The organism is Caballeronia grimmiae, from assembly GCF_000698555.1.
GTDB classification, from domain to species: domain Bacteria; phylum Pseudomonadota; class Gammaproteobacteria; order Burkholderiales; family Burkholderiaceae; genus Caballeronia; species Caballeronia grimmiae.
Map to the genome: position 1 here is coordinate 1 of NZ_JFHE01000015.1, position 22,865 is coordinate 22,865.

Here is a 22,865-nt window from a genome sequence, read left to right on the forward strand (position 1 = left end):
GTGGTCTTGCCCGCGCCGTTCGGGCCGATCACCGAATGCACCGTGTTCTTCGCGATGCGCAGATTCACATCGGTCAGCGCCGAGAACTTGCCATAGCGTTTGGCGACGCCCTTCGCTTCCAGTATCGACGCGCTCATGCCGGCTCTCCTTCATTGCGCTTCACCGCGCGCCAGATGCGTTCGCCCAGCCCCCACAGGCCGCGCTGCATGAACAGGCTCACGGCGATCAGCACGAGCCCGAGCAGCAGAAGCCAGCGCGGCCAGAGCGTCGAGAGCCAGTCGGCGAACAACACGTAGAACGCCGCGCCGAGCACGGAGGAAAAGAGGTTGCCCGTGCCGCCGATCACCGTCATCACGAGGATCATCTCGCTCGTGTGATAGTCGACGTTCGACAGCGGCGCGATGCCCGTCATCATCGCGTGAAGCGCGCCGGCCAGACCCGTGACCGCGCCCGATACCACGAACGCGGCGAGCTTGAAGCGCTTGACGTCGTAGCCGACCGCAGCGGCGCGCGCTTCGTTATCGCGAATGGCGAGCAGGGTGCGGCCGAAGACCGAATGCGACACGCGCAGCATCAGCCAGAACGCGATCAGGAACAGCACCGCGACGAACGCATAGTATTGCCACGGCGATGCGATCGATACGAGCGGCTGACCGAGAATCGACAACGCCGGACGCGGGATGTCGAGCAGGCCGTTGTCGCCGCCCGTGAGATCGGGCGTCGTGTAGGCGAGAAAGTAGAACATCTGCCCGAATGCCAGCGTGAGCATCACGAAGTACGCGCCGCGCTGACGGATCGAAAACCATCCGACAACGGCCGCCGCGAGCGCGCCCACGACGACCGCGCCGAGCAGCGCAACGGGTACTTGCAACCCTGACTTCGTAAGAATCAGGCCGGCGCTATAACTGCCGAGTCCGAAGAAGATGCCTTGCCCGAAGGACAGCAAGCCCGTATGCCCGAGCAGCAGATTGCAGCCGAGCGCGGCAAGCGCATAGACGAGCACTTCCGTTGCGAGCGATCCGGAACGCATCGTTATCGGCAGGATGCAGACGACGATCGCCGCAAGCAGCAGGAACCGATAGCGATGAAGCGAATGCCTGAGTGATCGTTCGGGCAGACTCATGTCCAATGTCTTCGAATCAGGTTTGGAATTCACGCGGTCCTCCCGAGCAAACCGTTCGGACGCAGCAGCAGCACTGCGGCCATCGCGACATAGATCATGAGACGCGCGCCTTCGGGCCATAGCGTGCTCATCACGCTTTGCACGATGCCGACCAGCAATCCGCCGACGAGCGCACCGAGGAAGTTGCCCATGCCGCCGACCACGACGACCACGAACGCGACGCCGAGCGCTTCGATGCCCATGAACGGATCGACGCCGCGGATCGGCGCGGCGAGCACGCCCGCAAGCGCCGCTGTCCCTGCGCCGAGCGCGAACACGAGACTGAAGATACGCGTCACGTTGATGCCGAGCAGCGACACCATCTCGCTCGATTCACTGCCCGCGCGCACTGCGCTGCCGAGGCGCGTGCCTTCGAGCACCCACCACAGAATGCCGGCCAGCACAGCCGTGAACGCGATCACGAAGAGCCGGTATTTCGGGTAGATGAAGCTGCCCCACATCACCACGCCGTTCAGCATGTCGGGCACGGCGACGTTATCGCCGATCGGTCCCCACGCGATAATTGCGCATTCCTGTATCACGAGCGCGAGACCGACCGTCGCGAGAATATGGAACTCGTGCTGTTGCGCATAGACGTGCCGCAGCACGGCCTTCTCGACGATCCACGCGCACGCGCCGACGACGATGGGCACGACGACGAGCGCGGCCCAGAAGCTCATCGACCACTGCATCGCCTGATAGCAGAAGTACGCGCCCAACAGATAGAACGCGCCGTGCGCGAAGTTCACGAAGCGCAGCAGCCCGAACACGATCGACAGACCAACCGCGAGCAAGAAGTACAGCATGCCCACGCCGATGCCGTTCACGACCTGCAACAGATAAACGTTCATGGCCTTGCATCAGAAGAGTGGCGGCGCGAATGCAAGGCTTGCCTGCATTCGCATGAGAACGACGCGTCAGCGCGTCAGGCGCTTAGGCCAGCTTGCACTGCGTCTTGTCGAGCGGCAGAAACGACTGACCCGAGCTGACGATATCGGCGTAATCGTCCTTGTCTTTCATCTTGCTCTTGGGCTTGCCCTTCAACAGGTAGTAATTCTTTAGCACCTGATGATCGCCCGCGCGAATCTCTTCGGGACCGGTCAGGCCCGCGTATTTCATGCCCTGGAGCGCGGCGATGACTTTCTTCGGATCGGCGGTGCCCGCCTTCACGATGCCATCGAGAAGAATTTTCGTGCAGATGTACGAGCCCGCGAGACTGTAGTTCGGGTTCGATTTATAAACCGCGTTGACGCGCTTCACGAGATCGTGATTGAGCGGCGTATCGATCGCATGCCAGTACTGTGCGCCGAAGTACACGCCTTCGCAGATATCCGGACCGAGCGCTTCGAACTGCTCCAGACCCGAGGCCCATGCCATAAGAATCGTGCAATTGTTCTTCATGCCGAAGCTCACGGCCTGACGCAACGTGTCCGACGATTGCGAACCGAAGTTAAGGATGAGCAGCACATCCGGCTTCGCGGCGACCGCATTGGTCAGGTAACCGCTGAACTCTTTTTCATTGAGCGAGTGATAGCTGTTGCCCACATGCTCGATGCCCTTCTCTTTGAAGAGGTTCTTCGCCGCGGACAGAAGTCCGTCGCCGAACACGTATTGCGGCGTGATCGTGTACCAGCGCTTCGCTTTGGGCATCGATTCGACCAGCGGCCTCACGGTCTGCTCGATCGCGCCGAAGGTCGGCACCGACCAGCGGAAGGTCGCGCTATTGCAGTCCTTGCCGGTGAGTTCGTCGGCGCCTGCCGTCGTGATGAAGATGCCGTCGGCCTTCTCCGCTTCCTTGCCCATTGCAAGCGCTTCCGATGAGAGAATGCCGCCCGCGAAATAGCGCGCGTTCTTTTGCTGCGCGATTTCCTGCACGCGCCGCACGGCGGTCGCGGGTTTTCCCTCGGTATCGAGCGTCGTATAAGCGAGCGGTTGCCCGAGCACCTTGCCGTACTGTTCGATGACGAGCTTCATGCCCAGGTCGGCATACTTGCCGTTGGCCGCGAACGGACCGGACATCGGGACCGGGCACGCGAACTGGATCGGCGAGCCTTGCGCAAAGGCGCTTCTTGCGACGAGCGCCTCGAACGATCCGGGAATGGCCGACAGCGCGGCCAGCTTCAACATGTTTCGGCGATTCAAAGTGACGCTCCTTGAGAAGATGACCCGCGCAGCCGCCCGGCGTTATTTTTCGTGGTACGTTCGAGCCTCGGCTCGGTTCATTCTATTTATCATGATAAATAGAATGAACTGGATGCTAGGAACAATAAATTCGGGTGTCAATAAGGCAATATTCCAGTCTGCGGATTTTTCAATGTCCGCATGACGAAAGCAGACGGATAGAGACAGGGAGCATCGACATGGTGATGGAGCGTGCAAAGCGCGCCGGCGCGGCAATTCAAATCGCGCAGCAGCCGATCAAGCAGCCGAAGCGCGCCGATCTGGTGGCCGAGGAGATCAAGCGGCTCATCACGGAGAAGGACCTGAAGCCCGGCGACAAGTTGCCCCGTGAGGTCGAATTGCAGCAGCTCTTCTCCGTCAGCAAAAGCACGACGCGCGAGGCGCTGAAGTCACTGGAAGTGCAAGGGCTCATCAAGGTGACGACCGGACCCTCGGGCGGCGGCACGATTGTCGAGGTGCCGCTTGCCCGCACCTTGCAGCTCTTGCAGAACTATTTGTTCTTCAAGGACGTGACCATCGACGACATCTATACGGTGCGTCAGTTGCTCGAGCCGGAACTCGCGGCGGGTGCGGTGCCGCATCTCACCGACGATGATTTCACGGCGCTGGAAGCGAACATCGCGTGTTGCGACGAACCGGCAGCGGCGCATGCGAATCGGGACATCGTGCGGCAACGTCAGGAAGATGTGAACTTCCACGATATTCTGGCTGCGGCGAATCCCAATCCTTTTCTTCGTTTTACGTGTGAGTTGATCAACGAGATGATCCGGCAGTTGATCGAGTTCAGGAACGATACGCCGCAGGCGGAACACGAACGGTTTGGCCGCGCGAACGTGAAGATCCATAAGGCAATCACTGAAGCAGCGCGTGCGCGGGATGCGGATAAGGTGCGCGAACTAATGGTGATTCATATGACCGAGGCGCCGCGCTATGTGAAGCGCATGAAAGGCAAGTTGCGCGGGCGGCTGATTCTTGACTCCGAGATACGGAAGCGTGCGAGTGGACGTGGGGATTGAATTGCGGATGCGAGCCAGTTGAAACGTTCTTGCCACGTTTTCAATGGCTGTGTCGGAATCGATGTAGGGCTGATGTCACGCTCCACGTCGAGAGGTATGGTCAGAACCGAGTCCCGCGTCAATTGCCGTTGGCTGTCAACGCTTTCAGCAGCAGATCGATATTAACTGGCTTGACAAGGTGGCGATCGATCCCTGCGTCGCGCGATTTTCGTTGATCTTCTTCCTGACCCCAGCCGGTGATGGCAATCAGAGTTGCGGCGCCAAAGGCCTCGTTGGCACGGATACGTCGTGCGAGCTCGTAGCCATCCATATCGGGCATACCCACATCCATCAGAACGGCATCGGCTGGCATCGTCTTCAATGCGTCCAGCGCAGCGAGTCCACCGTGGGCGGTACGTGTCTCGGCGCCCAACATGTCCAGCAGAATGGCAAGGCTGTCCGCCGCATCGACGTTGTCGTCAACGATAAGTAGTCTCTTGCCCGCAAGTGACTTCCGGCTGAACGGGTCGTTGTCCGGATCAAACATCTGCGTGTCGGTGGGTGCATCTGTCAGGGGCAGGCGGACTGCAAATTCACTACCCCGGCCCAGGCCATCGCTGTGGGCTAAGACAGTACCGCCATGCAGGTGAACGAGGCTACGAACGAGAGTCAATCCGATGCCCAGACCGCCTTGGGCCCGTTGACGGAAGTTCTCTTCCTGGCTGAACATGTCGAAGATTCGTGGCAGCATGCCCGCGGTAATGCCAATACCGTTATCGCGGACGGTGACAACCGCATCCTTATCGTCTCGCATGGCCGTGAGTTCAATATGGCCGCCAGCATTGGTGTACTTAGCCGCGTTGTTCAGCAGATTGGCGAAGATCTGTGTGAGTCGTACCGGATCACCGAAAACGGTCAACGGTTCGGCTGAAAAGCTGATCGTAAGCCGGTGCTGACCTGTGTCGATGACTGGCCGGCTCGTCTCTACAGCAGTTGAGAGAATCGCAGAGAGATTCAGATTTTCTTTGCGCAGTTCGATCTTGCCACTCGTGATACGAGAAACTTCAAGCAAATCGTCGACAAGCCGCACGATGTGAGACATCTGGCGATTGAACATACGATGAACGCGTGCACGCGTTTCAACGTCGACTGTATGTTCGAGGATATTGAGGCCGTTTCGTATCGGCGCCAACGGGTTCCGAAGCTCGTGGGCGAGCACAGCAAGAAACTCATTCTTGCGGTGATCTGCTTCCTTCAACGCTTGCTCAGCGTCCTTCAAGTCGCTTATGTCCTGAACGATCGAGCAGGTGCCGATCACTTTGCCAGCTTCGTCACGCAGCGGAGCTACGCTCACTCGCATCCAGACACGATGTCCCGTGACGCCGGTGTAAAGCATTTCCTGCCCCGGAAGCACCGTTTCACCGCGCAGCGCTCGTGCGCCGGGCCAGTCGTGCGGTGGAATAAGTGCCCCGTGCGCGTCCCATCCTTGCCAAAGCGCCGCTCGTTCCGGCAGCGTCGACGGGAGAGCCGTCGGGATGTATCGCCTCATCAGTGCGTTGCTGAGCGTCGATTGGCCGCTCGCGTCGGTAAGGCCGACACCCGCTGGCAATTGGTCGATGATCGTCTGCAGCCGACCCTCGTCGAGACGCCGTGCGGTTTGGACCGCCATCTGTTCACGCGCGACATGCTGTCGGGCCAGAACGATTTCCGTGGTTTCGTTGAAGATGCAGAAGACACCGGCGACCTGCCCATCGCTGTTGTAGACAGGACTGCACGACAGCGCGAAATAGGTTTCGCTTCCGGTACCGTCATCTGGGACCGGGAACAGAATATCGGGTGAGCGAACGAGGCTGCGCTGCTTCAAAGCCTGTTCCGCTGCTGGCCGCACAGCGTCCCAAGCGCCGCCCGAGAAACGCGAAGAGGACTGCCCGGAGGTCACTGCGGTTTCAATGTCGAGCCGATCGCATAGTGCCTGATTAGGGATTACCGTCAGGTCCGGGCCCCACAACACGCAAGACGGAAACGCGCAGCAGAGACAGCTCGCGACCGACGCCTGTAAGCAGGCATCCCATTGCGCAATTGGACCCACGGGAGTCTGGTCCCACTCGATGCTATGCAGATGTCGCGCTACGCTGCTTACGTTGCCGAACCAGACAGGCAAGTCCATGGATGCATAGGTCAATTGTAATCGTGCAGGCTAACACGAACTCACACGAGCCGTTGCGTCTGCACAAGGGACGCGGCTTTCAGCTGATGGATTTGCGATTGCAAGCCCGCTAACTACTGAGCAACGTTCAGATACACCGATGCCTGCGCGCATAGACGTCGGCTCCGATCAGGAAACGGCCTCGCATCTTGGACCATTCGTGCGGTGCCGCCGGCCCTCGCCTGCGCCGGTAGAATCCTTGAGCTGCACGTCCAGCGAATGTCGATAGTCGCGGTTATCGTACTGTCGACCGGTGCGACGGTACGGAAAGAACGCTTCTAAGACGGCACAATGACGAAGGATGACGCGCTGCAAGCCGTAATTAGAGAACTCAAGGATTTATGGAAACTGGCATGACACCATCGACCCCGGCCAGAAGCAGCACTGCACCGCAAGTGCTTGCAGTCTTTCTCAGGCTCGGATTGACGTGTTTCGGCGGCCCCATCGCTCACATTGGCTACTTTCGCCGCGAGTTCGTCGAGCGTCGTCGATGGCTCGATGACGAGACGTTCACCGACCTCGTCGGCCTATGTCAGTTTCTTCCGGGACCAGCCAGCAGCCAGCTTGGATTTTCGATCGGCCTGCTCAGGGCCGGGTGGCTCGGTGGACTTGCCGCCTGGTGCGGATTCACACTTCCCTCCGTGTTACTGATGCTCGCTTTCGCGGCCATTGCACCGCGCCTCGACGGGGCCATCGGCCAAGGCCTGATTCATGGCCTGAAGCTCGTTGCCGTTGCGGTCGTGGCGCAAGCCGTGTGGGACATGGCCCGGCGCCTCTGCCCCGATCGCCGCCGCGCCTCTATCGCCCTTGCCGCGCTTGCGGCCCTCAGTGTCCTGACGACCGTGTATGCACAACTCTTCGTGATCGCGCTCGGTGCCGTAGCCGGATTCGTTTTTTGCCGGACCACGGCATCGGCGGGCGCGGTCGGCGCAAGGCAACACGTTCATGAATTCCGCGTCTCGCATACAGCCGGAGCCGTGGCGCTGCTGCTGTTCTGCGTACTGCTCTTTGGGCTTCCGGTGCTAGCGAATCTGGGCGCAGGCCATGCCATCCGCGTTTTCGAAGGCTTTTATCGATCGGGCGCGCTCGTTTTCGGTGGCGGTCATGTCGTTCTGCCGCTCTTGCAGCAGGAGACCGTCGCCACAGGATGGGTATCGTCGAATGACTTTCTCGCGGGTTATGGCGCAGCGCAAGCAGTCCCCGGCCCGCTCTTTACATTCGCCGCATTTCTCGGCTGGACGATGGCGGAAGCACCGAATCACTGGGCCGGGGCACTGCTTGCCACGCTAGGCATCTTTCTGCCGGGGCTGTTGCTCGTTCTTGCCACGCTGCCTTATTGGCAAGCGCTTCGAGCGCGTCCGTCAATGGCGGCTGTGCTTGCTGGCGTGAACGCAGCGGTCGTCGGACTGCTGGCGGCAGCGTTTTATTCGCCCGTCTGGACCAGCGCAATTCACTCCGCGATCGACTTCGCCATCGCAACGATTGGCCTTTTGTTGTTGACGCGCTGGAAGATGCCGCCGCTTGCGGTCGTCATCATGTGTGCATTGGCTGGTGTTGCAGAAGCCGTGCTGAAGTGAGTTGTCCGCGTCTCCACACGTTCGCGCAAAAGCACGACGCGACGAGACTGGTTTTAAGCCGATGAGAGAGAAACCCATACAACGCATCCGCTATCTCATCAAAAACATCGAATCAATCCGGGTTCGGGCCGCTTGCGCGGCCTTTTTTTACGTCCAACACTTGGCCTGAATCCGATTCCCCGGATAACTGTCCGATATATCGGACAGTTCGATGTTGCGACGCACAGCGTCACTCGCATCAGACGTCACTCCGCAACCGATCCGCTCGGCTCAACCTACTCAAAACAGGATCCGAACATGAAGCTCGCCGCCAAGGGCGCCAAGGCCGCCTTGTTGTTAGCCATGACCGCAATGAGCGGATTGCTCGCGCTTTCCGCCTGTACGAAGGTGTCGACGCCCGAACAGAATTCAACGGCAGCAGCGCCTGCATCGACGCTACAAGCCGTGCTTCAGCGCGGCACGCTGCGTGTAGGCGACTGCCTCACGTTCGCCCCGTTCGGCTTCTACGACAAAGACGGCAAACCGGACGGCTATGACGTCGACCTTGCCAAAGAACTCGCGAAGCAAATGGGCGTGAAGCTCGAAGTCGTAGACACGACGAGCGCAAACCGCATCCCGAACCTGCAAACCGCCAAGGTCGATGTCGTGTTCTGCAACTTCACGCGCAATCTCGAACGCGCGAAAGTCGTCGAATTCACGTCGCCGTACGTAGTGGCCAGTGAAGCGATGCTCGTGAAGAAAAGCAGCGGCATCCAGTCAGCGAAAGACATGAGCGGGCGCACCATTGCAACGGTAAAAGGCTCGACCAATGGCGACGAAGTCCGTTCGATGGGTATCTCCGTAAAGATTCAGGAATACGACAGTTCGCAAGCGGCTATTCTCGCCGTCAAGCAAGGCCAGGCCGATGCGATGATCGAAGACAACAACTTCCTTGCATATCAGGCGAAGCTCGATCCGGAACTGACCGTCACCAACGAGGCGCTCGTGCCGCTCGAGTACAACGCGTTCGGCGTGAAAGCGGGCGATCAAGTGTGGCTCAATTACCTGAACCTGTTCCTGTTCAACATCAACGCGTCGAAGCTGAATGCGCAGTTGTACAAGAAGTGGTTCGGCGTCGACCCGAGATATCCGCTCAATCCGCAGTCCTGAAGCGGAGGCGCAGATGAGCTATCAATGGCTGACTTTATGGGGCTACGTGCCCGAGTTCCTGAAGGCCGGCTGGCTGACCTTGCAAGTCACGCTGCTGTCGTTCGTACTCGCGCTGGTGCTCGGGTTGATCGCGGCGCTCGCCAGCATGTCGCCTTCGGCCATCGTGCGGTTCATCGCGCGTGCTTACGTCGAGGTCATCCGCAATACGCCGGTACTGCTGCAGATATTCATCGTGTTCTTCGGCTTACCGTCGATGGGCATCGCGCTCGATGCTTACTGGGCCGGCGTCATCGCGCTGGGCCTGAACGTGGGCGCGTATCTGTCGGAAGTGTTTCGCGCAGGCATTCAATCGGTGCCGCGCGGACAGCTCGAAGCAGCGGGCATTCTCGGACTCGAGCGCGGGCAGATATTCGCGGAGATCGTGTTGCCGCAGGCTGCACGCGCGGTGTATCCGGCCATCGTCAATTATCTGATTCAGTTGTTGCTCGGCACGTCGCTGTTGTCGGCCATTGCCTTGCCCGAACTTACCGGCACCGCGACCGTCATCAATTCGCGCACGCTCCTCTATATCCAGACGTTCGCCGTCGTGCTCGTGGCGTATCTGGTGCTGAGCAATGTGCTGTCGTGGATCGCAAGCCAACTCGGCGCACGGATGTTTCATCCGCCGCTGATCGTGAGGCCGCGTGCGCGCTTCGGCGGATTCACGCTGCGTCGCGCCAATCGTGCATGAGGGCCTGAATCATGTCACTCGAACTGCTGCAAACCAGTCTGTCGGTCCTGCTGCAAGGGCTCGTGACGACGCTGCTTTTATCTGTAGCGGCGATCGTCGGCAGCACGCTCATTGGCCTCTTCGCCGCCGTGTTGCGAACGTTCGGGCCGTGGGGCACTGACCGCATCGCGAAACTCTATACAGAGTTGTTTCGCGGCACGCCCGTGCTTATCACGCTGATGTTCATCTACTTCGGCGTCTCTTACTTCGGTTATGCAATCGATGTCTTCGCTGCAGGTGTCATCGGCCTGAGCGTCTATCAAGGCGCGTACATCGCGGAAGTGTTTCGCTCGGGCATCGAGTCCGTGCCGAAAGGACAGTGGGAAGTCTCGCAGATTCTCGGCCTTTCCCGCATGCAGACCTTTGCCTTCGTCGTGTTGCCGCAGACGGGGCGCATCGTGTTGCCGCCGCTCGTCGGGCAGTATCTGTCGCTCATCAAGGATACGTCGATCGTCAGCATGATCGGCATGTCCGAACTGATGCACGGCGGGCAGGCGATCGTGGATCGCATCGGCAAGCCGGTGGAGATCTACGGACTCGTCGCTATTATTTATTTCGTCGTGTGCTTCCCGCTTTCGCAATGGGTGCGCCACCATGACCGCAGGAGACTTGCGTGAGCGATTCGATACAGAACGAGCCCGTGATTTCGCTATCGGGCGTAAGCAAGGCATTCGGCGCGACGCGCGTGCTCAACGAAATCAATCTCCATGTGCGCGCGGGCGAAGTGCTCGTGCTGATCGGCGCTTCCGGTTCCGGCAAGAGCACGGTGCTGCGCATCATGGCCGGACTCGAGACGACCGATTCCGGAGAAGTGTGGGTCAACAAAGTGCCCTTGCACGATCCAAAGCGCGCACGCGAGATCCGCGGCCACGTTGGCATGGTGTTTCAGCAGTTCAACTTGTTCCCGCATAAAACCGCGCTCGGCAATGTGACGCTCGCACTCATCAAGGCGCGCGGCATGTCGCCCGGCGATGCCCGCAAACGCGCGATGGAAACGCTCGACCGCGTGGGGCTTGCGGATCGCGCATCGCACTACCCGAGCCAGTTGTCGGGCGGACAGCAGCAGCGCGTTGCGATTGCGCGCGCACTCGCGGTCGAGCCGGGCATCATGTTCTTCGACGAAGCCACGTCCGCACTCGATCCCGAACTCGTCGGCGAAGTAACGGAAGTCATGCGCGGCCTCGCACGCGACGGCATGACGATGGTCGTCGTCACGCACGAAATGGGCTTTGCGCGCAAAACGGCTGATCGCGTCGTGTTCATGGACAAGGGCGTGATCGCGGAGCAAGGCGATCCGGAACAAATCTTCGTTAGCCCATCTAACGAACGCACGCGGCAGTTTCTGAGCCGCGTGCTGGACCACTGAAGGAATCGACGAATGGCGGTTCCAGAAACGTCGCGCGCGCGAGGGGTAGACCGTGTCATCGATATCTTCAGGAAGCTGCATATCGCACGGCGGCCCATGACGATGCGCGAGCTGATCGAGGCGACCGGTGCGCCGCGTTCGAGCATCTACGAACTCGTCGCCATTCTCGCCGAAGTGGGCTGGCTCGAGACATCGGCGGATGGCAGCGTGTTTTTCGGGCGCGAGATGCATTACTACGGCTCCGACTATGCGACGCACAACGACCTCATCAGCCGCGCGCATCAGTCGATTCTTGCCCTCGTGCGCAAATACGACGAGACCACGCAGTTGTGCATGCTCGAAGGGAACAAGTACACGGTGGTGTTATCGGAGAACAGCGCACGGCCTTTTAATATCAGTTCGGATATCGGCGTGCGTGTGCCGATTCCGTGGACCGCGACCGGACGTCTGCTGCTCGGCCACCTGAACGCCGAGGCCATCCGCGCCCTGATTCCCCCCGATGACTTCGTGCTCGACAACGGCGTGCGCATCGATTTCGATGAATTCATGCGCGATGTGCACAATGCGAGAGAGCTTGGCTATTGCTGCACGGAAGGGCTGTCCAACGCTTTCCGGCTTTGCATGGCAGCGCCCGTTCGCGACCGCGCGGGGATGCCGCTCGCCGCGCTCTGCTTCATGACGGGCCGCGACACGAACCCCGAACGCCGCCAGTCGATGCTCGACGATCTGCTGCAATCGGCGCAGGCGCTTTCCCATCGCTGACATGGAAACACGGCTTCGGCGCATCGACGAGTTGGAACAGGAAAACGCGGCGCTCAGGGAAGTGAACGATATCCTGCGCAAGGCGGTGGCGTACTACACGCGTTCGCTCGGGGGATTAGCGGGCGAAGGTGTTGTCGCGGCGCGGGCGTCTGGTGCGGACGTTCTGCATGGAGCGGCGGGATCGGATCGTGCAGAGCGCGCGACTCTCGCCCGCAGGGAAACTTCGAGAGATAAGGGAAATTGTTGAAGTTGCTCTGGGCGGTCCAAGCTTATCAGCTTCGATTCCTCCCTCAGCGGGATGTCATTCCCGCCGTTGAAAGCGCTGATTATTCGCGCTTGCGCCCGTTGCGGCACGAAGCCTGCGGTTGAACTATCCTCAACGCACTTCGACGAAACAAGCCGATTCGTCGGCTTTCCCCTAGCCGCCAAGCGCCGACAAGAGCATCCCTCAAACACCCTCGCACCAGCCTATCGTTAGAATCTGTGTTAGATACCTATATTCATCTGTCAAAGGAGGCGACCGTGCCAGCGTTAATCCCTGATGTTGACCCAGATGGACTTCTCGAATACTCGGTCGTCTTCACCGACCGATCGATCAATCACATGTCGCAGCTTTTTCAGGGCGTCATGCGCGACTTATCCGCTTCCCTGAAGAAGGTCTATAACGCCAGGTCTGTCGTGATCGTCCCGGGCAGCGGAACGTTCGGCATGGAAGCCGTTGCGCGTCAGTTCGCGACAAACAAGAAGTGTCTGGTCATTCGCAATGGCTGGTTCAGTTTCCGCTGGTCGCAGATTTTCGACATGGGCGGCATCCCGTCCGAATCGACGGTATTGAAAGCGCGCCCGGTCGAAGAAGGCACGCAGGCCGCTTACGCACCGCCGCCGCTGGAAGAAGTCGTCGCAGCCATCAAGGAAAACAAGCCGGATCTCGTCTTCGCGCCGCACGTCGAGACCGCGTCCGGAATACTGTTGCCCGATTCGTATCTGCGCGCCGTATCCGATGCGGTTCACTCTGTCGGCGGGATGTTCGTGCTGGATTGCATCGCGTCCGGCGCGATCTGGGTCGATATGGAAGCGAGCGGTATCGACGTGCTGCTCAGCGCGCCGCAAAAGGGATGGAGCGCATCGCCTTGCTGCGGCCTGGTCATGCTGAGCGCGCTCGCCCGCGAGAGAATCGACGCAACCACGAGTTCCAGCTTCGCCTGTGATCTTCGCAAATGGCTGCAGATCATGGAGGCCTATGAAAACAACGGGTTTGCCTATCATGCGACGATGCCCACGGACAGTCTTGCGAGACTTCGCGACGCCATCAAGGAAACCGGGACATACGGCTTCGATAAAGTGAAAGCGGAACAATCCGAACTCGGCAATCGCATTCGCTCGCTTCTGGCCGAGCACGGGTTCAAGAGCGTGGCAGCGAAAGGTTTCGAAGCGCCGGGCGTGGTGGTCTGCTACACGGTCGATGATGGCATTCGATCCGGCAAGAAATTCGCCGATGCCGGCGTGCAGATCGCCGCGGGCGTTCCGCTTCAGTGCGACGAGCCGGCGGACTTCAAGACGTTCCGTATCGGTCTGTTCGGCCTGGACAAGCTCAACGATATCGACGGCACAGTGACGAGGTTTGCAAAGGCGCTGGAAAGCATTCGGTAGAAGCGTCGCGCGGATGCGGACGGCCGTCGTTACACGGCCGCTCGCCCGCAGCGGCAACGCTTAATTGCCACAATCCTCACAACAAGCGCCTCTCACGCCGCTTGCTAGTGACCCACCCGCGAAGCGCCACCACTGATCGCATCGAGTTCCTTCAGCACCTCTTCGTTCAACACGATATCCGCAGCCTTCAGGTTCTCGCGCAAATGCGTGACTGACGACGTGCCCGGAATGAGCAGAATGTTCGGCGATCGATACAGCAGCCACGCAAGCGCGACCTGCATCGCGCTCACATTCAAACGCGCCGCAATCTGCGACAGCGCATCCGATTGAATCGGCGAAAACCCACCGAGGGGAAAGAACGGCACATAGGCGATGTGTTCCTGCGCGAGTTCGTCGATGAGTGCGTCGTCATCGCGATTCACGAGGTTGTAGTGGTTCTGCACGCAAACGATCGGCGCGATCTTTCGTGCGTCGCGCACTTGCATCGACGTCGCGTTCGACAAGCCGATGTGCCGGATCTTGCCCTCCTCCCGCATCCTGGCGAGCGCGTGCATCTGCGGCTCGATGGAGCCTTCCGTCGGCCTGTGAATGTCGCCCATGATGCGCAGATTGACCACGTCGATGGCATCGACGCCGAGGTTGCGAAGGTTGTCTTCGACGCCGCGACGCAGGTCTTCTGGTTCGAATGCGGGCAGCCAGCCGCCCTGCTCGTCGCGCATGGCGCCGACTTTCGTGACGATCGTCACATTCGACGGATACGGATGCAGCGCCTCGCGGATGATCTGATTGGTGACGTGCGGGCCATAGAAATCGCTCGTATCGATGTGATTCACACCCGCTGCAACGGCTTCCCTCAACACGGCGGCGGCCGCAGCGCGATCCTTCGGCGGACCGAATACGCCCGGTCCCGCAAGCTGCATCGCGCCATAACCCATTCGATTCACTTCGCGTCCCGCAAACTCAAAAGTCGTTTTCATTGCATGGCTCCCGTGACTGGTTCGATGGCGCCCATTATCTCGAGCTTGCGGCGTTGAATAAATGGGGCTAAGTTGCACGGGTTGTTCAATAAACAAAACGGTCCGAAAGTGGAATTGAACGATCTCGCTGCCTTTGTTTCTGTCGCCCGCGCAGGCGGCTTTCGCGACGCCGCGCGCACGAACGGTGTATCGGCGTCGAGTCTCTCGATTGCCGTGCGCAGGCTCGAAACGAAGCTCGGATTGCGCTTGCTGAACCGCACGACGCGCAGCGTATCGCCGACCGAGGCGGGCCGGCGGTTGATCGAAACGCTGACGCCGTTGTTCGGTGAAATGGAAGCGGCGCTTGATGTTCTGAATGGCTATCGCGATTCGCCGAGCGGCACGCTCCGGCTCAATGTCCCCGCGAGCGCCGCGCGCACGCTGCTGCCGAAGCTGCTCGCGGGCTTCATGCAGGCGTATCCCGACATTCGCGTCGAAGTGATGGTGGAAGACGGCTTCGTCGATGTCCTGTCGATCGGTTGCGATGCGGGCATACGCTACGACGACAAGCTGGAACAGGACATGATCGCCATGCCGATCGGCCCGCGCATAGAGCAGTTCACGACCGCCGCATCGCCCGCGTATCTACGAGCGCACGGTACGCCCGAGCATCCTCGGGATCTGCTCTCGCATACCAGTGTGCGCGGACAGTTCTCGGGCGGTGCGCGGCCCGTGTGGCAGTTCGAGCGCGACGGCGAAGTCGTGCGGATCGATCCGCCGTCGCGTCTCGTGGTGCGTCCGGGCGCGGCGCTGGGTCTCATGATCGATGCGGCGGTCGCCGGTCTCGGCGTGATCCATCTGTTCGAGGAGATGTTGCAGCCTCACGTCGAAAGCGGCGCGCTGGTCGCGATACTCGACGACTGGAAACAGCCGTTTTCCGGGCCGTTTCTCTACTATCCGGGACGCCGGCATGTGCCCGCGCCGCTGCGCGCATTCATCGACTGGCTGAAAGACAACGACCGCATGTAGCAACGCATGCGCTGATGTGTCGTCGATGCGCGTTCAGCTGCGCCGCAAGCGACATGTAAGCACCGCAAACGATTTCCGCACCGACACTGTCCCGTCATTTCCGCGTCCTATATTCGTCACTCGCCGGAACCGGCAGTCGACGCACTGCCGATGACGCGCGTAGAAAACAACACGTCCTTTGAACTTCCACGAGCGAGGTCTCGGCAGGCGGTCTTTCCGAACGGGCGACATCGAGCATGGCGTGCGGCCGGTGCAAACGCATCGACGTGACAAGCCATGCCGGGTTCGCCGTGAGGAGCGGCTGCGGTGAAGGCAATCGAAGGTTTCGAGGATCAGCAGAAAAGAAGGAGCACTTGCCCCGTGAACTCCCGTCGCAAATTTCTTCAAAGCACGGCCACTGCCGGACTCTCGGCCGCTGCGCTAAGCGTGTTTCCCCCGAGCATCCGCCGCGCGCTCGCGATTCCGGCGCATTACGACACCGGCACGATGAAGGACGTCAAACACGTCGTGATCCTGATGATGGAGAACCGCGCGTTCGACCATTACTTCGGCACCTACAAAGGCGTGCGCGGTTACGGCGATCGCTTCACGATCCCGCTGCCGGACGGCCGCAACGTGTGGCAGCAGATCGACGCCAACGGCAACGTCGACCTGCCCTATCATCTCGACGAAACCAAGGGCAATGCGCAGCGCGTCGCCGGCACGCCGCATAGCTGGGTCGACACGCAAAACGCGTGGGACGGCGGCCGCATGGCTGCATGGCCAGTGTCCAAGAAGAACCAGACGATGGGCTATTTCGACGCCGCCGAGATTCCCTTCCAGCGGGCGCTGGCCGAAGCGTTCACGCTCTGCGACGACTATCACTGCGCGTTTCTCGGCGGCACGCACCCGAACCGCATCATCCATTCGACCGGCACGCATGGTCCCGCGTATGGCAAGACCTTCGTGAACAACTTCAGCGGCGACTTCGACGTCACCACGTCGGCTTCCGCGTACTTCGACTGGAAGACGACCGCCGAGCGTCTCGAAGATGCTGGCGTGACATGGAAGGTCTATCAGAACATCAAGAACACGTACGGCTGCAATCCGCTGCTCGGCTTCAGGCAGTTTCGCAAAGCGAACGAGGCGCTGCCGGCGGCGCGTCAGGTCAACACGTCGCTGACGCAGGCCGCCGAGCCGGCCTACAATCCCGCCGACGCCGTGGCCCAGCCGCTCATCAAGGCCTACGCGAACACGCTGCCGACCATGGACACCGACCCGAACACCAACGGCACGTTCGTCGAGGCCTTCGCCGACGATGTGAAAAACGGCCGGCTGCCGGAAGTCTCGTGGGTGGTGCCGACCGATGTCTACTCCGAGCATCCGGGGCCTTCCAGCCCGGTGCAGGGCGCGTGGTTCGTGCAGCAATTCCTCGATGCGCTGACCGCCGTGCCGGAGGTATGGAGCAAGACCGTGCTGCTCGTCAACTTCGACGAGAACGATGGCTTCTTCGATCACGTGCCTCCGGCCGCGGTCCCGTCGCCGAACGGTGACGGCACCTACGCCGGCAAAACGACGCTGAACACCGCCGACCTGAGCGCCGAATATTTCACGCATCCGTACGTGACCCGCGCCGACACCGGCGCGCAGCCCAACAGCCAGCCGGCCGGCCCTGACGGCAAGCCTTACGGACCCGGCCCGCGCGTGCCGCTATGGGTGATTTCGCCGTGGAGCCGCGGCGGCTGGGTCAATTCCCAGACCTTCGACCACACCTCGGTGCTGCGCTTTCTCGAAGCGCGCTTTGGCATCAAGGAGAGCAACATCTCGCCGTATCGCCGATTGATCAATGGCGATCTGACGACGGCCTTCAATTTCGCGTCGCCGAACAACGAGCCGCTGCCGACCATCGCCGGCGAGAGAAGCAAGGCCGACGCCGATGCGTTGCGCGCCACGCAGCAAGCGCTCGGACAGATCGTGCCGGACGCGAATCGCGGCATGCCGAAGCAGGCGAGCGGTTTCCGTCCGTCGCGTGCGCTGCCTTACGAGCTGCACGCCAGCGCTCACGTCGATGCAAACGCCGGCACCATGCGGCTGCTGTTCGCCAATACCGGCCGCCAGGGCGCCGTGTTCCACGTCTACGACAAGTTGCACCTCGACCGCTTGCCCAGGCGTTATGCGGTGGAGCCGGGCAAGACGCTGGACGACGTGTGGACACCCACTTCGACGGACCAGGGAAGGTACGACCTGTGGGTGCTCGGCCCGAACGGTTTTCATCGTGAATTCAAGGGCGAGCTTGGCGCGCAGCGGGGTCACCGAGGCGCCAATCTCGAAGTGCGCGTGGGCTATGGCTTGCTTTCGGGAACGCTGCACCTGCAACTGCGCAACGATGGCGCGGGTCCGGCGCAGTTCACCGTGAAGTCGAACAAGGTCTACGGTGTGCTGCAGGCGTTCCCCGGTCTGCCGATTCCTGGCTTCGGGCGCAATCCGGCCGGATTTGGCGGCTTCCCCGCGCCGGGCTTCGGTGCATGGCCAGCGCCGGCGCCGCTTTCTCGCGATGACGCCCTCAGCGCGGGCAACACCTGGACGGCAAGCACGATCGGCGCGCTTCCTGTCGCGCTGTTCTGGAACGTCGCGCAGACTGGCTACTGGTACGACTTCGAAATTACCAGCGCCACGGATCGCAGCTTCTTCCGGCGCATCGCCGGGCGCATGGAAACGGGCCGTCACTCGGTGACCGATCCGGCGATGGGCATGGCCGACGTGTTCTGATGCAGGACGCGAGGCGTCGGGTGTTTGCCCGGCGTCTCGCGTGTGCCGACGCGCTTTCGCTCTCAGCGATTTATCGACCGGCGTTTCGCATCGACTTGCAGCATCGCCTGCTTCCATCGAGCGGCGATTTTTGCGACTCCAATGCAAGCAGCCCCTCGTGCGTTTACTATCTTCAGGCCGAAGCTCTGAAGATAGTCACGCATGGAACTGAAGCAGGTTCAATACTTCATCGCCCTGTTCGAAGAAGGCACCGTCACGCGTGCAGCAAAGCGGCTGAATATCGCGCAGCCGGCGCTCAGCATGCAGATCGCCAAGATCGAGACCGAAATCCGCCAGAAGCTCTTCGAGCGCGGACCGCACGGCATGGCGCCGACCGAAGCCGCGCGGCTCATGTACCGCCTGTACACGCCGATCATGCGCGACATCGACCACGCGCGCGAACATCTGAGCCGGCGCGACGTCATCGTGACGGGGCGCGTATCGCTCGGGATGGTGTCGTCCGAGGCGCAGAGCGTGCTGCCCGAATCGCTTGCGCGCTTCGATGCGCTGTTTCCGCAAGTGGAAGTGTCCGTGGCCGATGGCTTCAGCGCGCAACTCATCGACGCCGTCGAAGCGGGCCGGCTCGATGCCGCGATCATCAACAAGCCGCGTGGCCGGCTTTCGCTCGATGTCGAGCCGTTGCTCGTCGAGGAAATGGTGCTGGTGACGAGCGCGGCGCACGGCCCCGCGTTGCCCGATGCGATCGACCTGACCCAGCCGTTCGACTTCGAACTCGTGCTGCCGACACGGCGCAATGGCCTGCGCGGCGCGCTCGATGCCGCACTGATGGCCGCCGACGTCGTCATCCAGCCGAAGTTCGAGATCGATCTTCTGAGCACAATCGTGCAGTTCGTCGAACAGAGCGCCGTGGCGACGATCCTGCCGCGCGTCGTCGTGCAGCCGAAAGTCGACGACGGCCTGTTGCGCGTGCACACGATCGCGTCGCCGCCGATCGTGCGTCACATCATTCAGGTCACGCATCCGAAGCGGCCCATCGGATCGGCCGCGCAGGCGCTGATCTCGATCATCACCGAGGAAATCCGGCGCGTGACCACGCGCGCGCCGGAATGAACCCGGTTACGAAGGGTTGCGCCCCGCCCCGTTGTCGAGCTTGCCGAGCGTTTCGGGCACGACGAACGCGCCGACCAGGAAGATGACGCTGATCGCGCCGACGAAGATCGCGAGCGTCGACGGCAACTGGCTCGCATCCTTCGCGACGAGCGAGACGAAGGTCGGCATCATCCCGCCGATCGCGAAGCCGATATTCCACGAGAGACCGGTCCCGGTCGCACGGATCGCAGTCGGAAAGCGCTCGTTCAGGAAGATCAGGACCGGCGCATAACCCGCGCTGCCGAGCGCGGACAGCAGCACCGCGTAGACACCGATCATCGTGAGGCTTTGCGCCGTCGGCAGCAGCAGGAACAGGCCCGGCAACGCGATCAGCCGGATGGCGCCGATCCACAGGAACGCGCCCTTGCGCCCGATGAACGTGCTGATATGCCCCGCCGCAACCGATGCGATCACCACCGCCACGCTGCAGATCATCAGGATCGCGGCAGCCGCGCCGTTCGGTGCATGGCTCACGACCTTGAGGAACGTCGGCAGATAGCCCGAGGTCAGGTAATAGCCGCTGCCGCCGCCGATGGTCAGCAGCAGATTGACGAACAGCACGCCGCGATAGTCGCGTGAAAACAGCGTGCGGATCGGCGAGCGCACCACTTCGACCTTCGCGCCCTTCGTCTGCGCCGCGGCCTTCGCAGCCTTTTCAGCGGCGAGCTTCTTCCACAACGGCGATTCTTCGAGACTGTTGAAGATGAAAAGCCCCAGCACCGAACTCAGGATGCCGGTGAAGAACATGCAGCGCCAGCCCCAGACATCGAACGCGTCGCCGGGAAAGAGCGCGGACATCGCCAGGTACGTGAGCGAGGCGAGCAACGCGCCAAGCCCCGCGCCGCCGCCGCCGATCAGCCCCGACACCGCGCCGCGATACTTCGGCGCGACGGATTCGGTGCCGATCGTATGCGTCGACGCCACCACGCCGCCGACGAACACGCCCTGCACGAGACGCAGTACAAGGAAGAGGATCGGCGCGATGACGCCGGCCTGCGCGACCGTCGGCAGCAGGCCGAAAGCCGCCGTCGACAGCCCGACCCCGACGACCGCGACGATCATCGCGCCCTTGCGGCCGTGACGGTCCGCATAGGAGCCGAAGAGCGCCGAGCCGAGCGGACGCATCAGCAGCGTCACGGCGAACGACGCATAGACCGCCGCAAGCGAGAGCATCGCGTGCTCGGACGGGAAGAACAGACGCCCGACAATCGGCGCCACGTACAACAATACGAACAGGTCGAACAGATCGAGGGCCCAGCCTAGGCACGAGGCCATCACTGCACCCATGACCTGCCGCTGGTTGACCGGAAGCACGGCGGCTCCGTCTTGCGCTGCTGCGGACATTTGCATCTCCTGGTGTGTCGCAGGCACGCTTGTTTGAATGCGTGCTCTTGTCGAGGTTGATAAATCGTTGGTAGGCGTCAGTGCGCGGCGGCAAGCGGCGACGCCACGCTCGCACTGCGTTGCGCGATCATCGCGTCGGCGATCTTCTCGGCGATCATGATGGTCGGTATGTTCGTATTGGCCGATGGCAGTCTCGGCATCAGCGATGCATCGACGACGCGCAGGCCACGTGCGCCCCGCACGCGCCCTTCGGTGTCCGTGACGGCGTCGCGATCGTGCGCGCCGCCCATGCGGCACGTGCCGCTCGCGTGCCACACGCCGAACACGTTCGCGCGGATGAACTCCGCGAGCGCACGGTCGTCGGCGAGAAGCGCGTCCATCTTCAGGCCGCGTGTGAAGAAGCGTTCAATCAAAAAGCGCCGCAGCGGCGCGGGCGTATCGAGCAGCAGCCCGAGCATCGAGGTCAGCAGCGCGTTCCCTTCGCCGACCTTGCTCAGGGCCTTCACGCGCGGCGAAAACGCTGCCGGAAAGAAATCGCGCGGACTGCGCCCGAGTCCCGATGCTTCGACCACGCGGGCCAGCATCCGCACGCCGGCGGCGAGTCGTTGCAGGTCGCGTTCGTCGTCGAGCAGGTTCAGATCGACGCGCGGCGCAGCGGCCGCATCGGGCGAAGCGAGCTGCACCCGGCCACGCGAGTACGGCCGGTTGCACCACAGAAAGAAAAGGCCCAGCCGGTTGCCGAGTGCATGCCACGCGGCACGCGTCGCACTCGACAGATACAGGTCCGACTCGTCGCAGCCCACGACGCCCGAACTCATGCGCGCCGCCATCATGCTTGCGCGGCGGCGTGCGAGCGGCATGCGAAAGCGCGGCTCGAGAAAATGACAGAACGTGAGCGACGGATGATCCTGCAAACCGCGTCCGACGCCCGGCAAATCGACCGCACATGCAATGCCCATCGCCGCGAGATCGCGCGCATCGCCGATGCCCGCGCGCATGAGCATCGCAGGCGACTGCAACGCGCCCGCGCTCAGGACGACTTCATCCGCATCGAACCGCACGCGCTCGCCGTTCGCTGCAATCGCGACGACACCGCGCGCCGTCGCGCCCTCCATCAGAATGCGTTCGACACGCAGGTTCGCGTGGATGCTGAGATTGGGACGCTTGCGTGTGGCTTCGTCGAGATAGGCGATGGCCGTGGACACGCGCGCGTCGTCGATATTCGAGAACGCGCCGGGAAAGAAGCCGTCGCCAAACTCGCCGTTCTGATCCTGCAGCGCCGCGAGGCCGTTGGCGCGCAAGCCCTTCTCGAACGCATGGCAGAACTCCGGCCAGTCGCCCGGCATGATGCGGCGGATCGCCACGGGACCGTCGCTGCCGTGCAACTCGCCGCCGGGGAAGTTCACGTCGCGTTCGAGCTTGCGGAAGTAAGGCAGCACGTCGCGCCACGCCCAGCCATGCGCGCCGTCCGCGGCCCACTCGTCGTAATCGCGCGGCAGGCCGCGATTGGCCGATTGCACGTTGATGCTCGACCCGCCGCCCATCACGCGGCCCTGCTCGTAGACACGCGGCGCGGCGTCCTTCGTGGCCTTCGCCTTGAGGCCGGGCCAGATGTAGGTGTCGCCGCAAAAGACCGGCATCGGATAGCTGTCGAGGATCGCCGCGGGCACCGCGCCGGGCGGCGTATCCGCGCCCGCCTCGATCAGCGCGACGCGCACCGACGGCACGGCCGACAGCCGATGCGCAAGCACGCATCCCGCCGAGCCGCCGCCCACGATCACGTAGTCGAAGCGATCCATCGCCTGTCTCCTTTGCCTTGTTC

Annotated in this window: 19 protein-coding genes; 11 read left to right on the top strand and 8 right to left on the bottom strand. The window is 61.7% G+C overall.

Features of this window, described 5'->3' with window-relative positions:
• The 4 genes from BG57_RS33810 to BG57_RS16690 all read right to left on the bottom strand — a co-directional run.
• Window positions 1-137: AAA family ATPase (locus BG57_RS33810; protein ID WP_035966321.1), on the bottom strand; the 137-nt coding region annotated here is incomplete at its 3' end.
• Window positions 134-1,123 (bottom strand): branched-chain amino acid ABC transporter permease, encoded by a 990-nt coding sequence (locus tag BG57_RS16680; RefSeq protein ID WP_229754006.1) that lies wholly within the window; start codon window positions 1,121-1,123, stop codon window positions 134-136. The genes BG57_RS33810 and BG57_RS16680, both read right to left, overlap by 4 nt.
• Before the next feature lie 29 nt (window positions 1,124-1,152).
• Complete coding sequence (locus tag BG57_RS16685) at window positions 1,153-2,013, bottom strand: branched-chain amino acid ABC transporter permease (RefSeq protein ID WP_035966326.1); 861 nt, start codon at window positions 2,011-2,013, stop codon at window positions 1,153-1,155.
• Between the two features lie 82 nt (window positions 2,014-2,095).
• Window positions 2,096-3,304, bottom strand: a complete 1,209-nt coding sequence (locus BG57_RS16690; RefSeq protein ID WP_035966328.1) for an ABC transporter substrate-binding protein — start codon at window positions 3,302-3,304, stop codon at window positions 2,096-2,098.
• Between the two features lie 218 nt (window positions 3,305-3,522).
• Between BG57_RS16690 and BG57_RS16695 the strand changes: the two genes are divergently transcribed.
• Window positions 3,523-4,359, top strand: coding sequence for a FadR/GntR family transcriptional regulator (locus tag BG57_RS16695; protein ID WP_035966330.1), 837 nt, complete (start codon window positions 3,523-3,525; stop codon window positions 4,357-4,359).
• A gap of 118 nt (window positions 4,360-4,477) precedes the next feature.
• Here the strand turns inward: BG57_RS16695 and BG57_RS31220 are convergent, their stop codons facing one another.
• Window positions 4,478-6,520 (bottom strand): hybrid sensor histidine kinase/response regulator, encoded by a 2,043-nt coding sequence (locus BG57_RS31220; RefSeq protein ID WP_152562623.1) that lies wholly within the window; start codon window positions 6,518-6,520, stop codon window positions 4,478-4,480.
• A 365-nt stretch (window positions 6,521-6,885) separates the two neighbouring features.
• Here BG57_RS31220 and chrA point away from each other — a divergent pair, with 365 nt between their 5' ends.
• The 7 genes from chrA to BG57_RS16740 all read left to right on the top strand — a co-directional run bounded on the left by chrA (window position 6,886) and on the right by BG57_RS16740 (window position 13,817).
• The gene (chrA, locus tag BG57_RS16705; RefSeq protein WP_035966332.1) at window positions 6,886-8,121 is read left to right on the top strand and encodes a chromate efflux transporter; all 1,236 of its coding nucleotides are present in this window, start codon (window positions 6,886-6,888) and stop codon (window positions 8,119-8,121) included.
• 297 nt (window positions 8,122-8,418) lie between these two features.
• Window positions 8,419-9,270 carry an ABC transporter substrate-binding protein gene (locus tag BG57_RS16710; protein ID WP_035966334.1) on the top strand — a complete coding sequence of 284 codons (852 nt, stop codon included), beginning with the start codon at window positions 8,419-8,421 and terminating at the stop codon, window positions 9,268-9,270.
• Between the two features lie 13 nt (window positions 9,271-9,283).
• A complete protein-coding gene (locus BG57_RS16715; RefSeq protein ID WP_035966336.1) occupies window positions 9,284-10,000 on the top strand; it encodes an amino acid ABC transporter permease in 717 nt (238 codons plus the stop codon).
• A gap of 11 nt (window positions 10,001-10,011) precedes the next feature.
• Window positions 10,012-10,656 (top strand): amino acid ABC transporter permease, encoded by a 645-nt coding sequence (locus BG57_RS16720; protein ID WP_035966338.1) that lies wholly within the window; start codon window positions 10,012-10,014, stop codon window positions 10,654-10,656.
• Window positions 10,653-11,405 carry an amino acid ABC transporter ATP-binding protein gene (locus tag BG57_RS16725; RefSeq protein ID WP_035966339.1) on the top strand — a complete coding sequence of 251 codons (753 nt, stop codon included), beginning with the start codon at window positions 10,653-10,655 and terminating at the stop codon, window positions 11,403-11,405. Before BG57_RS16720 ends, BG57_RS16725 begins: the two co-directional genes overlap by 4 nt.
• Before the next feature lie 12 nt (window positions 11,406-11,417).
• Entirely contained in the window at window positions 11,418-12,167 is a 750-nt protein-coding gene (locus tag BG57_RS16730) for an IclR family transcriptional regulator (protein WP_035966342.1), read from the top strand.
• A gap of 522 nt (window positions 12,168-12,689) precedes the next feature.
• The gene (locus BG57_RS16740) at window positions 12,690-13,817 is read left to right on the top strand and encodes a pyridoxal-phosphate-dependent aminotransferase family protein (protein ID WP_035966484.1); all 1,128 of its coding nucleotides are present in this window, start codon (window positions 12,690-12,692) and stop codon (window positions 13,815-13,817) included.
• 104 nt (window positions 13,818-13,921) lie between these two features.
• On the opposite strand, the gene BG57_RS16745 is transcribed toward BG57_RS16740, so the two are convergent.
• Entirely contained in the window at window positions 13,922-14,794 is an 873-nt protein-coding gene (locus BG57_RS16745) for an aldo/keto reductase family oxidoreductase (RefSeq protein ID WP_035966346.1), read from the bottom strand.
• Between the two features lie 108 nt (window positions 14,795-14,902).
• Here BG57_RS16745 and BG57_RS16750 point away from each other — a divergent pair, with 108 nt between their 5' ends.
• From BG57_RS16750 to BG57_RS16760, 3 genes are all read left to right on the top strand, one after another.
• Window positions 14,903-15,802 (top strand): LysR family transcriptional regulator, encoded by a 900-nt coding sequence (locus tag BG57_RS16750; RefSeq protein ID WP_035966347.1) that lies wholly within the window; start codon window positions 14,903-14,905, stop codon window positions 15,800-15,802.
• Between the two features lie 360 nt (window positions 15,803-16,162).
• Window positions 16,163-18,550: a phosphocholine-specific phospholipase C gene (locus BG57_RS16755; protein WP_035966348.1), complete on the top strand. Its 2,388-nt coding sequence runs from the start codon at window positions 16,163-16,165 to the stop codon at window positions 18,548-18,550.
• A gap of 201 nt (window positions 18,551-18,751) precedes the next feature.
• Entirely contained in the window at window positions 18,752-19,660 is a 909-nt protein-coding gene (locus BG57_RS16760; protein WP_035966349.1) for a LysR family transcriptional regulator, read from the top strand.
• A gap of 6 nt (window positions 19,661-19,666) precedes the next feature.
• Here BG57_RS16760 and BG57_RS16765 read toward each other — a convergent pair whose 3' ends face one another.
• Window positions 19,667-21,043: an MFS transporter gene (locus tag BG57_RS16765; protein ID WP_035966486.1), complete on the bottom strand. Its 1,377-nt coding sequence runs from the start codon at window positions 21,041-21,043 to the stop codon at window positions 19,667-19,669.
• A gap of 77 nt (window positions 21,044-21,120) precedes the next feature.
• A complete protein-coding gene (locus BG57_RS16770) occupies window positions 21,121-22,842 on the bottom strand; it encodes a GMC family oxidoreductase (RefSeq protein ID WP_035966350.1) in 1,722 nt (573 codons plus the stop codon).
• Window positions 22,843-22,865: the final 23 nt, after the last annotated feature.